The organism is Promicromonospora sp. NPDC052451 (genome assembly GCF_044547525.1).
In the GTDB taxonomy this organism is placed as follows: domain Bacteria; phylum Actinomycetota; class Actinomycetes; order Actinomycetales; family Cellulomonadaceae; genus Promicromonospora.
The window spans coordinates 69,898-81,212 of sequence record NZ_JBIUAP010000011.1; the positions used below are offsets into that span (position 1 = coordinate 69,898).

The 11,315-nt window shown below is 69.2% G+C and carries 8 protein-coding genes and 1 pseudogene; 2 read left to right on the top strand and 7 right to left on the bottom strand.

Annotated features, from left to right (window positions below; translation table 11 throughout):
- Positions 1-52 precede the first annotated feature (52 nt).
- A complete protein-coding gene (locus ACIG47_RS19070; RefSeq protein ID WP_397432617.1) occupies positions 53-289 on the top strand; it encodes a hypothetical protein in 237 nt (78 codons plus the stop codon).
- A gap of 446 nt (positions 290-735) precedes the next feature.
- Here ACIG47_RS19070 and ACIG47_RS19075 read toward each other — a convergent pair whose 3' ends face one another.
- From ACIG47_RS19075 to ACIG47_RS19105, 7 genes and pseudogenes are all read right to left on the bottom strand, one after another.
- Positions 736-1,827 (bottom strand): glycoside hydrolase family 172 protein, encoded by a 1,092-nt coding sequence (locus ACIG47_RS19075; protein WP_397432618.1) that lies wholly within the window; start codon positions 1,825-1,827, stop codon positions 736-738.
- 46 nt (positions 1,828-1,873) lie between these two features.
- Positions 1,874-2,752 (bottom strand): carbohydrate ABC transporter permease, encoded by an 879-nt coding sequence (locus ACIG47_RS19080; protein WP_397432619.1) that lies wholly within the window; start codon positions 2,750-2,752, stop codon positions 1,874-1,876.
- The gene (locus tag ACIG47_RS19085) at positions 2,749-3,714 is read right to left on the bottom strand and encodes a carbohydrate ABC transporter permease (protein WP_397432620.1); all 966 of its coding nucleotides are present in this window, start codon (positions 3,712-3,714) and stop codon (positions 2,749-2,751) included. The genes ACIG47_RS19080 and ACIG47_RS19085 overlap by 4 nt, the downstream gene beginning before the upstream one ends.
- A 32-nt stretch (positions 3,715-3,746) precedes the next feature.
- Positions 3,747-5,066, bottom strand: coding sequence for an ABC transporter substrate-binding protein (locus tag ACIG47_RS19090; RefSeq protein ID WP_397432622.1), 1,320 nt, complete (start codon positions 5,064-5,066; stop codon positions 3,747-3,749).
- A 55-nt stretch (positions 5,067-5,121) separates the two neighbouring features.
- A complete protein-coding gene (locus tag ACIG47_RS19095) occupies positions 5,122-6,135 on the bottom strand; it encodes a LacI family DNA-binding transcriptional regulator (RefSeq protein WP_397432623.1) in 1,014 nt (337 codons plus the stop codon).
- Between the two features lie 211 nt (positions 6,136-6,346).
- Positions 6,347-6,520, bottom strand: a pseudogene (locus tag ACIG47_RS19100) (DUF1177 family protein); the annotation flags it as partial.
- A gap of 124 nt (positions 6,521-6,644) precedes the next feature.
- Positions 6,645-9,482, bottom strand: coding sequence for an Ig-like domain-containing protein (locus ACIG47_RS19105; protein WP_397432625.1), 2,838 nt, complete (start codon positions 9,480-9,482; stop codon positions 6,645-6,647).
- A 536-nt stretch (positions 9,483-10,018) separates the two neighbouring features.
- Here ACIG47_RS19105 and ACIG47_RS19110 point away from each other — a divergent pair.
- Entirely contained in the window at positions 10,019-10,555 is a 537-nt protein-coding gene (locus tag ACIG47_RS19110) for a hypothetical protein (RefSeq protein WP_397432627.1), read from the top strand.
- The last annotated feature ends 760 nt before the right edge of the window (positions 10,556-11,315 follow it).

Consider the following 11,315-nt stretch of genomic DNA (forward strand, 5'->3'; position numbering starts at 1 on the left):
CCACCGCATCCTGACACGAGCGGGCAAGCGCCTGATCACACTGGACGACGCGGTGCGGGTGCTGCGGCCGCACCACCACGACGATCGCCTCGACGCCTTCGACCGGCAGCTGCTCGGCGTGTGGCTCAACGTGGCAACGGGCGCCGTCGACGTCGAGGACCGGTTCTGGGGCCGCACCGTCGGCGACCTGCTCGCCGCCGCCGAGACTGCTCGCCTCGACAGGGATGCCACACGCCACGAACTCGCGCAGTATCGGCACGCACTGGAGGCGGTGAGCGCCCGGCGCTGATCGAGGGAGATCTACTGTTGAGGGGCGGGGCGCCGCGCGCTGAGGGGCACGCCTCGGCCCTCGCCAGCATCCAGGGGTGTGGACCGCATCTCAGACTCATGACGGTGCATGAGCACGAAATCCAGACCAACGCCTTGGTGACCTACTCCATCACCGCCTACACCATCGGTATCGTGACGGCGCCCCCGCCATCACCCTCCCCGCTGGGCGCACCAACCGCCGCACCCTGCTGCTCGGCCTGGTCGCACTCATCCTGATCGGCAACGGGCTGTCCGCCATCGCGCCCAACCTTGCCCTGCGGGTCACGTTCCGGATCATGGCCGGCAGCGTCCAGGTGGCCTGGCCGCCCCGCACCCCTGAACTGCACGGCGGCTCCATCCGCAGTCGGCCGTTCAACTGGCCTGGGTGGTGGGCATCACGACGGCAGTACCGAGGTCGAGACGCCGTCAACGAGGCGCCCGAGCTTGTGCCGATGGGAGCGTCGGACCGCTGTCGGCAGTGCCGTGCTGGTACCAGTAGGCGACGGTGGCGATGTCGTCTGTGCGTTCGAACAGCCCGCGGTCCCAGGCGCCGATCTGCTGGAGGGTGACCTTGAGGCTGGTGTCGAAGTAGATCGGGTCGGGCACGTGCCAGCGGTACAGGCCGTGCATGGGTGGTGCGTCCTGGACGAACGGTGACGCGCCGCTGGTGTCGCGGCGGACGTACTGCGGGTAGCCGCAGTACGGGGCACTGAAGGTGATGACCTCGGGGTCGGGCGCATTGCGGAGCTCGTCCTGGAACGCCCAGGCCCCGCCGGCATAGTCCTCCAGGCCGGTGGAGCACAGGGTCGGCAGGTCGGTGTCGTCGTCGACGAAGAACTTCACCTCGCCCTCGCCCCACCAGTAGCGGTGCAGGGAGGTGAGGGCGACGAAGGTGCCGAGGTAGGTTCCGCGTCCCTGGACGCCGTCGAGGATGATGTGGTCCTCGCCGAGTGCGGTGGTGCCGTTGGACCGGCGCCACTGGGCGTGGAAGTAGGCGGCGTCGTCGTCGATCTTGTCCCCGAGGGTGTAGTCGACCTGGTAGAAGACGTGCGGGATGGGGCCGTGGTGCTGGTTCTCCAGGGTGATCCGGGCGCCGTTCCGGAAGGGCATCTGGATGTAGCTGTTCATGCCGCCGGTGGGGGCGACGACGATCTGGTCGGAGGTGACCAGGGCGCGTTCGCCGAATCCGTTGCAGAAGAAGTCGCCGAGCGGCACCTCCACTGAAGGGTTCGGCGCCCCGTCCCAGTAGGCGCGCAGCACGAGGTTGCGCAGGACGAACGGCCCGTCCGCGGTGCGGTCCGGCACGGTCATCCAGAGGTGGCGGATCACGCCCGGTCCTTCGATGTCGGCGAGGGTCAGTGTCTGCCCGGTGTCCATGGGCAGGAAGGCGGAGCCCTTGCGGCCGGGGCCGAGGGGTGAGGCCGCCGCCGCCCCCGCCCCGGGCCGGCCGTCGGGGTTCTCCGCGTTGATGGACCGGCTGACGATCTTGGTCGTTGGTCGGTTCCACAGGTCGGTCATCGTGCGCCTTTCGTCGGTGCGGCCGGCGGGGTCGCTCGGCCCGGGGTCACTTGATCGCGCCGGCGGTCACGCCGCGGCTGAGCGTGCGCTGGAAGATGAGGAAGAACGCCAGGGTGGGTATCAGGGACAGCAGGGAGCCGGCGTTGAGGACGGTGATGTCGATCGAGTGCTGGCCGCGTAGCGTCGACAGCGCGATCGGGACGGTCTGGGACCCCGGGTCGGCCAGCAGGACCAGCGGCACGTAGAACTCGTTCCAGGTCCAGATGAAGAAGAAGACGACCAGCACGGCGAGCGTCGGCCGCAGTACGGGCATGACCACGCGCCACAGCACCTGCCACCGGCTCGCGCCGTCCAGGGCCGCGGCCTCCAGGAGCTCGCGCGGCACCGTGGACATGACGCTGGACAGCAGGTAGGTGGCGAACGCGGCCTGCAGCACGGTGAACACGATCACCACCGACCAGATGGTGTTCAGCAGCCCGAGCGCTTGCGCGCCGTAGAACAGCGGATAGATCAGCGCCTCGTGCGGAAGCATCGTGGCCAGCAGCAGCACCGACACGATCAGGGTGCTCCCCCGCACCCGGCCCACGCCGATCGCGTACGCCGCCAGCAGGCCGATCGCCACGCCGAGGAACGCCACCAGGACGCTGATCACCACCGAGTTGGTCAGGGCGACCGGAAAGTTCACGCGGGACAGGTATCCGGTGAATGCGTCGAGCGTGAACGACGTCGGCCAGGCCAGCGGCCCGTTCGCGCTGTAGTCCGCACTGGACTTGAACGCGTTGAGCACCAGCAGCAGGAACGGCGCCGCGGTGACGACCGCCAGGAGACATACCACGGCCAGGATCACCCACCGCAGGGGGCCGTGCTTCCGCCGGCGGGCGGTGAGCTCGGCGGCCGGCGCTGCTCGGAGGACCGGTGCGCTCATCGGTTCTGCTCCTCTCGGTCCGCGCGGCGCTGCCACACGAGCAGCACGCTCGCCGCGAGGAAGATCACCAGCGACATGACCGTCGCGATCGCCGACCCGTACCCGACCTGGGAGAGCTCGAAGAAGTTGCGGTAGGCGTAGTAGGACGGCACCACCGTGGAGCCCTCCGGCCCTCCCCCGGTGAGGATGAGGATGGGCGCGAAGACCTTGAGGGCCGCCACCGTGGCGGTGAGCACCACGACGAAGACCTCTGGGCGGATCTGCGGGATGGTGATGGCGCGGAACCGGCGGAACCACCCGGCGCCGTCGAGCTCGGCGGCCTCGTACAACTCCGGGTCGACGCGTTGCAGGGCGGCCATGAAGATGACCACCGGGTAGCCGATCTGGAGCCAGATCAGCATGACCATCACCGAGAACAGCGCCACATCGGGGTCGCCGAGCCAGTCGGGTGTCGCCCCGGCACCGAGCTCACGCAGGATGCTGGTCACGACGCCCTCCCGGGAGTCGAGCACCCACGCGCAGATGAACCCGGCCACCGCGATCGGGACGATCTGCGGCAGGTAGAACGTCGCCCGCAGGATCGCGGCGGTCCGGGCCCCGAACCGTTTGCCCAGGTAGTCGAACAGCACGGCGGCGAGCAGGACGCCGGCCGCCGTCGGCACCACGACGATCGCGACGATCATGTAGAGCGAGTTGCCCAGTGACGCCCAGAAGACGTCGTCACCGAGCAGCTCGGTGTAGTTGTCCAGCCCCACCCAGCGCAGTGGCGCCATGCCGCCACGCCAGCTGTGCAGGCTGATGAGCACGTTCGCGAGGAACGGCGCCGCGACCACGGCGGTGAACCCGACCCCGATCGGGAGCAGATACCACCAGTAGCCTCTCCTTCCGGGGCGGGCGGGCCTGTGTCGGGTGGCGGACGCCGGCGCGTCAGGGCGCGCCGGGGCCACGTCGGTTGGTGTCATGGTCTTCCTTCCGGTCCGGCGCCGGGTCGGGCTCAGTCGCCGACCTGCGCGGCCTTGCCGTCGTCGTAGAAGGTCTGTAGCTCATCGAGGTAGCCGGCGGCGTCCTGGTTGCCGTTGGACATGGCCTGCATCTGGCCCTGGATGAAGTCGAGGAATCCCGGGACCGGGTAGTCCGGGTAGAACGACATCTCGTCCGCCTCGGAGAGCTCGACGAACCGCTCGGTAAAGGCCTGGATGCGCTCGTCCTCGATCGTCGCGGGGTCGCCGGCGATCGGCAGCCCGCCCTTGTTCCCGATCAGGTTCTGCACCTCGGGACTGAGGGTGATCTCGATCCAGTCGTAGGCCAGGTCCTTGTTGTCCGCCTTGGCCGGGACACCCCACAGGTGCCCGGAGGACCCCATGGTCAGGTTGGCGCCGGGCATCGTGAAGTAGTCCCAGTCGAACCGGGCGTCCTGGCTGATGCGCGCGAACTCGCCGTTGTTCCAGATGAGCATGGCCGCGTCGCCCTGGAGGAAGTTGACGGTCGCCTGCTCGAACGAGAGGCCCGCGAGGTTCTCGCCGACGTACCCCTTGTCGATCCACTCCTGAAACTTCTCCGTCCCCGCCGCCCACGGGCCGGCCGTGAAGTCCGTGTCGCCGGTGAGGAACATGAAGTCGTCGATCTGCTGACGGTCGGACATGGCCGAGACGAGCGAGTACCAGACCCACATCTGGTTGAAGCCCTGGCTGGAGGAGGCCGAGCTGGAGATCGGGGTGTGTCCGGCCGCCAGCAGCTTGTCCATCACGACTTCGAACTCGTCGAGCGTCGTGGGCAGCTCGGTGATCCCGGCATCCTCGAAGATCTCCTTGTTGTAGTAGAACATCACGTACTCACCGATGTTCGGGATGCCGTACCAGTTGCCCGACCCGGCGTTCCCGTTCTCGTCGTAGCGCGCGAACGACGCCATCGAGCCGGTCACCTTCTCGTCCCAGCCGAACTGCTCCACCTGCTCGGTGAGCGGGTCGAGCAGGCCCTGCGCGGCGAGCTGCCCGCCGTCGGCGTTGCCCTTGTTGAACTCGAGCACGTCGGGCACGTCGTTGCCCGACAGCAGGATCTTCGCGTTCTGCCGCATCGCGTCGAAGCTCGTGGTCTGGAAGTCGACCTCGACGTCCGGATGCTTCTCCTGGAACAGCTCCAGGGCCCGCTGCCAGCCCTGCCCCTGGGCGGTGTCCGGGTTCTCGTACTGCAGGACCGTGAAGGTCTCACCCGAGTTCTCACCGCCGCCCGGGCCGGCGCAGGCGCTCAGGGCGATCGCCGTGATGCTCGCGGCAGCGACCGCCGCGGCGTACGTGCGCAGGGTCTTTCTGGTCATGTCAGCCTCCTTGCTGGGTCATGCTGTTCAGTGCCGAATGGTGCAGTTGACTGGTTCAGGCTGGTGGGGCGACCGAGTCGCGTTCGACGAGGCCGCACACGATGCGCTCGACGGCGGCCGGGCCGGTCTCGGTGCCCTTGATCCGGGCGATGGCCCGCCGCGCGGCCCACTCGCCCATCTCGAAGTGCGGGAGCTGCACGGTCGTCAGGCCCGGCATCATCGCGTCGGCCACGAACTGCTGGTTGTCGAAGCCGACGAGCGAGAGATCATCCGGGATACGCACGCCGAGGACGGCGGCCACCTGCGCGAACGCGAGCGCGATCTGATCCGAGAAGCAGAAGATTGCGCTCGGCCTGCGCGCCGAGCGCAGGACGTCGAAGGCCACCGGGATCGCGGCATGCGTGGACGGGTCCGGCACCGTGAAGGTCAGGCCAGGATCGACCTCCAGGCCCGCGTCGGCATGCGCGGTCTCGTAGCCGCGCTGGCGCAGCCTGCTGGCCACGTACGTCTCTCCCGATACGTTCACCAGGCCGATCCGGCGGTGACCGGCTGCGATCAGGTGGGCGGTGGCGGCGTGCGCCCCCGAGACCTCGTCCGGGACGACGGCGTCCGCGTGCCCGGGGTCGCTCGGCCACCCGTCGAGCACCACCGCCGGCACGCTGCGCGGCACCGGCGGTACCACCACCTCCCGGTGGAAGTCCGCGGCCACGACGAGCGCTTCGATGTCGCGCTGCAGGAGGGACTGGGCCGCCGGGAGGTCCAGCTCACGGTTGCCCCCGGTGTCGATCACCATGAGCAGGTAGCCCTCTTCCCAGGCCGCGCTCTGCGCCCCGGCCAGCATGTGACCGGCGAAGGGAACGGTCGCGACCCGGTCCGCGACCAGGCCGATGGTGTGCGACCTGCGGGTCTTGAGGCCACGGGCGAGCAGGTTGGGGACGTAGCCCAGCTCGGACGCCCGGGCCCGGACCCGGTCGGCGACATCGCGCCGCACCCGGCCGCGGTCCCGGTCGTTGAGCACGAGCGAGACGGTCGACACCGACACACCGAGCTCGTCGGCGATGTCTTTCATCGTCAGCACTGACGCGTCCCTCCGTCGAACGATTGACGTCAAACGATTGATGGGACGCTAGAAGCGTCAATCGCCTTGACGCAATCGACTGCTACATGTGGCGTGCATCACACGCCTTCGCGGGTCCAGGTTGGAGCCTGATCCCCTCTCGTCAGGTCTGAGCCGCGGGCCGCTCAGCGACCCGCGGCTCAGTCACCATCGCTGCATGCGGTCACGCCGCCACACGACTGCCCACCGTGCGCAGCCCGGCCATGCTGCCGTACAGCTCCTGCAGCCGGGCAACCTCCTCCAGGTCGGCGAATGTCGCGATGCCGCGGCCGTAGTCCTCGACGGTCTCGATCGCGAAGCGCACGGCCGTCTCGACGTCGTGCAGGTCGGTGGCCCCGTGGCGGACCCCGCCACCGCGGTCTCCGTGACGAGGGCCAGGCCCACGACGGCCGCTCGATCAACTGATCGAGCGGCCCCTCACTGAGGGGTGTGCTTCGCTGGGGTATACCGGTCCCGGGTCGTCAGGCCTCGCGGCGGAGCTGACGGACCCGGATCAGTCCGGCTCCGAGCAGGACGCACAGAAGACCGATCGCGGTCGTCACGGCAAGGTCGGTGTCCGATCCGGTCACGGCCAGCGAGCCTGGGCCACTGGGGCCGGCACCGGTCCCGCCCGTACCTGACCCGTCGGGGTCGCTGCCGCCTGCAAGCGAGTTGATCTCGAACGCGACCGGCTCGGACCGGTCTGAGGTGTTGCCAGCCGGGTCGGTCTGTTGCACGGCGATGGTGTGCTCACCCCGGCCCAGTGACGTGGAGGGTGTGAACGTCCAGTTCCCGTTCTCGTCCACGACGGCGGTACCAGCGGGCTTGCCGTCGATGATGATGGTGACGGTCGACCCCGGCTCGCCGGTTCCGCTGATCGTGGGTGTGTTGTCGGTGGTCGTGGAGCCGGGAGTGGGTGATGTGACCACGGGCGTGGCCGGCGGTGTGGTGTCGACGGTGATCACGATCGGCGGATCGGCCGGGTCCGACACGGTTCCGTCGGTGTCGGTCTGTGTGGCGGTGATCTCACGGTCGCCGTCGGGCAGCGGTGTGGTCGGTGTGAACGTCCACGTGCCGTCGTCGCCCACCACGGTTTCTCCCACGGGTTCGCCGTCGATGATGATCGCGACCGTGGCGCCAGGCTCGCCGGTGCCCTCGATGGTCGGGGTGCTGTCGTTCGTCAGGGTCCGGTCCGTGGGTGATGTGATTGCTGGCGGCGCCGGTGGTAGGGCGTCGACGGTCACAGTGACAGGGTCCGACGGGCCGGAGTCGTTGCCCGCTGGGTCGGTCTGCGTGGCGGTGATCTCGTGGTCGCTCTCGCTCAGCGGGGTGGTCGGCGTGAACGACCACGTGCCGTCGTCACCCACCACGGTCTCCCCCACAGGTTCGCCGTCGATGATGATCGTGACTGTCGCCCCGGGTTCGCCGGTGCCCTCGATCGTCGGGGTGTTGTCGTCGGTGCGGTCGCCGTCGGCGGGTGAGGTGATGACCGGCGGGGCCGGCGCGGTGGTGTCGACAGCGACCGTGATCGGATCGGAGGGTTCGGAGGTGTTGCCGGCGAGGTCTGTCTGGATGGCGGTGATCTCGTGGTCGCCGTCGGTCAGGGGCTCGTCGGGTGTGAAGGTCCAGGTCCCGTCGTCACCGACGACCACCGTGCCTGCTTCCTCACCGTCGATCACGACTGTCACGGTGGCCCCGGGCTCCCCGGTGCCTTCGATGGTGGGTGTGCCGTCGTCGGTCAGGTCGCCGTCGGCGGGTGAGGTGATGACCGGCGGGGCCGGCGCGGTGGTGTCGACAGTGATCGTGACGGGCTCGGACGGATCGGATGTCGTGCCGCCGGCGTCGGTCTGGGTGGCGGTGATCTCGTGGTCGCCGTCGCTCAGAGGCTCGGTGGGCGTGAAGGTCCAGGTGCCGTCGTCGCCGACGACGGCGGTACCAACCTCCCCGCCGTCGACCACGACCGTGACGGTGGCACCCGGTTCGCCGGTGCCCTCGACGGTGGGTGTGCCGTCGTTCGTCGTGCCGCCGTCGTCGGGAGCGGTGATGACCGGCGGCTCGGGCGGCACGGTGTCCACGACGACGGTGACCGGGTCGCTCGGACCGGACGCCGCATCGCCGAGCTCCTGTGTCGCTGTGAGCGTGTTCTCACCCTCGGCGAGTGGTTCGGTCGGCGTGAAGGTCCACGTGCCGTCCTCGGACACGACCGTGGTGCCGATCGGGGCGCCGTCGTCGAGCACGGTGACGGTCGCGCCGGGGACGCCGGTACCCGTGATGGTTGGCGTCGCGTCGATCACCAGGTCGCCGCCCGTCGGGCTGGTGATGACTGGCGGGACCAACCCGTCGCACTCGACACCGCCTGTGGGCGCCGTGGCGGTGGCCACCAGCGGCAGCAGGCCGACGTCGAGGCTGGCGACCTCGACGCCGAACGGTCCGGTGATCGCTCCGGTGAGATTCAGGAAGCTCAGTTCCCCGGATCCGGTGGCGCCCGACGAGGTGTCGGTGAGCTGGCCGACCGACAGTGTCAGGTCGACGGCGAGGACGCCGAGGTCGAGGGAGATCGGGACCGACGCGCCGGCGTTTAGCACGACGGTCTCGCCGGCGATCGTCACCTCGACGGAGTAGTCGTTGGCGGTGACAGACCCGGTGGTCCCGTCCGACTGGGCGGTGATCTGCGGGGCATCCAGCACATTGACCTCGACCAGGCCGTTGATCAGCGACAGCCCGGCGAGCGAGCCGGTCGCGGTGGACACGACCGAGCCGTCCTGCAGCTCGGTGGTGCCGCCGGTGCGCGCGGTGCCGAGGTCGAGCACGCTCAGGCCGATCCCGAGGAGCTGGAGGCCCACGTCCGCACCGGCGACGGTGGTCTCGGACGTCGCCAGCGCCGTCCCGTCCGGCACGCAGGCATAGTCACCGGCCCAGGCCGTGGCGCCCGTGGCCTGCAGCGCGTCGACGGTGAGCACTCCGGGGACGTTGATGCTGCCCAGGCCGGCGTCGTAGCCGTCCTCCCCTGCCGCCGGCCCGGACTGCGCCTCGTCGCTGACCACGGGGACGTCGAGGCCGACGGCGCCGACCGAGACGTTCGCCGACTCGGCGTGCGACCGGGGCTCGGCGGTGCTGTCGACGTCGGTGGCCGAATGGGCCACGGCCGCGTTGACATCGATCGCACCAGCGACCGAGAGGCCGAGCGACAAGATGTCACCCGAGGTACCTCCCGCGTATGCGGCAGGCAGCGGCTCGGCGCGCGCCGTCGTTGGCGCCACGAGGAGCAACGGGGTGACGAGCAAAGCAGCCGCAGCGGCCGCCGGCCTTCGCAGGGACATCCGAATTCCTTCCGCCAGAAATACACCGGTAGAACTTCGGGCCACACGATGGCACCGGGATTACCCGGCAGCGACCGCGAACAGGATCATTCGGACAACGTCTCCTGCCACGATCAATCCGCATACGGCAAAAGCCCAGGACAGCCGCACGAACGACACCTTTTCACATGATGAATTCAACGGCGGCAGATCGGCGGATGCGAGTTATCGGCAGCACGCCAGGCGATGCACCCGACCGCTGCGGCCACCACGAGGTGCGGTGATAGATGCCATCTCATTAGATGCCGACTCATTAAATGTAGAGTGATCGACCTCACCTCATGCCCGCACAGCGCATTCATCGGAAGTAATGGTTCGCCGCTCCGGAATACCGGCGCTCACGCGTACGCGAACCAACCCGATAAGTCGGGTCAACGTGAACTCGGATTGCGACCTCTTCGTGTTTCTGCTCTGATTTCTTCCGCAAGGGGCATTCGGTTGTTACGTACTCCATGGGGGTTATCTTGCGTACACCTGTGAAAGTGGCCCTGGGCGCTTTGACCGCCTTGGTCCTCCTGGTGGTCGTCGGAGTCGGGAGCTGGTCGCTGGCCGTGTCCCGAGCCGACGACACCAGCTCAGCGGCGAGCTCCGCCGACGAGATTCGAATGGGCGTGCCCACCATCGTCTCGGCCGAGGCGCTCGAAGAATTCGCTGCTACGCACTACCCGCTGTACTGGCGCGGCGAGGTCCCCGACACCGAGATCGAGCTCACGCTCACGGCCAACAGCGGCACGTTCGTCCGGTACCTGCCCGAAGGATCCGCAGCAGGCGATCCCTCCAAGCACCTCACCGTGGCGACCTACCACGCCCTGACCGGGTACGAGGGCCTCGAGGGGGCCGACACCGACCTCGCAACAGTGGAACACACCCGGAGCGGGGCGGTGGTGGCCGTGTTCGACAACCGCCCGCTGTCGACCTACTTCTCCTTCGAGAACGCCGCCTTCCAGGTCGAGGTCTACTCGCCCGAGAAGAACGAGTCGAAGAAGCTGACCGACGACGGCGCGATCACACTGGTCGGCGGGGAGACGTCGTGACCTGGTACAGGCGGGCGAGATCCGCTGGCCTGACGGTCGGCGCGGCTGCCGTGCTGTTCCTGGGCGCCGCCCGAGCAGGAGCAGACGTCTCGGGCGGACCGGACAATCCTTGGCAGGAACCACAACCCCCGGGTGTTCGCGGCCCGATCTTCGGGTACCCCGACGCGGGCACAGGTGAGTCAGGGCAGCCCGGCGGCACCGGTCCGACAGGACCCGCGGGCCCGCAGGGCGCCGACGGATCCAGCGGCGCCCAGGGCTCTGATGGAGCGTCAGGCCCGCCCGGGCCACCTGGCCCCCAGGGGGCCGACGGCGCACCAGGTGCCCGCGGTGCGGACGGAGACGACGGCAGCGCCGGCGATGACGGCGCGCAAGGCCCCGCCGGCCCCCGGGGAAGGATCGGGCCCCAGGGCGCCGACGGAGCCGACGGGCCCCCAGGTGCGACAGGCGCACCAGGTGCGGACGGGGCGGCTGGACCCCAGGGTGCGCAGGGGCCGGTCGGACCCCAGGGCACACAAGGAGATATCGGTGCCGACGGCGCTCAAGGACCGCAGGGACCGGACGGCCCTCAAGGCGTTGAGGGCCCTACCGGGCCGCAAGGCGACACCGGCGCACAGGGACCACAAGGGACAGAGGGCGCTCAAGGCGCCACCGGTGCGCAAGGCGCGGACGGTGCGCAAGGCGCGGACGGTGCGCAAGGCGCGGACGGTGCGCAAGGCGCGGACGGTGCGCAAGGCCCCACAGGGCCGCAGGGTCCCGAAGG

Excerpts from the sequence above, each read along its gene's own strand:
- ACIG47_RS19075 (WP_397432618.1), bottom strand. The coding sequence starts at position 1,827 with ATGACCGACCTGTGGAACCGACCAACGACCAAGATCGTCAGCCGGTCC.
- ACIG47_RS19105 (WP_397432625.1), bottom strand. The coding sequence starts at position 9,482 with ATGTCCCTGCGAAGGCCGGCGGCCGCTGCGGCTGCTTTGCTCGTCACC.
- ACIG47_RS19085 (WP_397432620.1), bottom strand. The coding sequence starts at position 3,714 with ATGACACCAACCGACGTGGCCCCGGCGCGCCCTGACGCGCCGGCGTCC.
- ACIG47_RS19095 (WP_397432623.1), bottom strand. The coding sequence starts at position 6,135 with ATGAAAGACATCGCCGACGAGCTCGGTGTGTCGGTGTCGACCGTCTCG.
- ACIG47_RS19090 (WP_397432622.1), bottom strand. The coding sequence starts at position 5,066 with ATGACCAGAAAGACCCTGCGCACGTACGCCGCGGCGGTCGCTGCCGCG.
- ACIG47_RS19080 (WP_397432619.1), bottom strand. The coding sequence starts at position 2,752 with ATGAGCGCACCGGTCCTCCGAGCAGCGCCGGCCGCCGAGCTCACCGCC.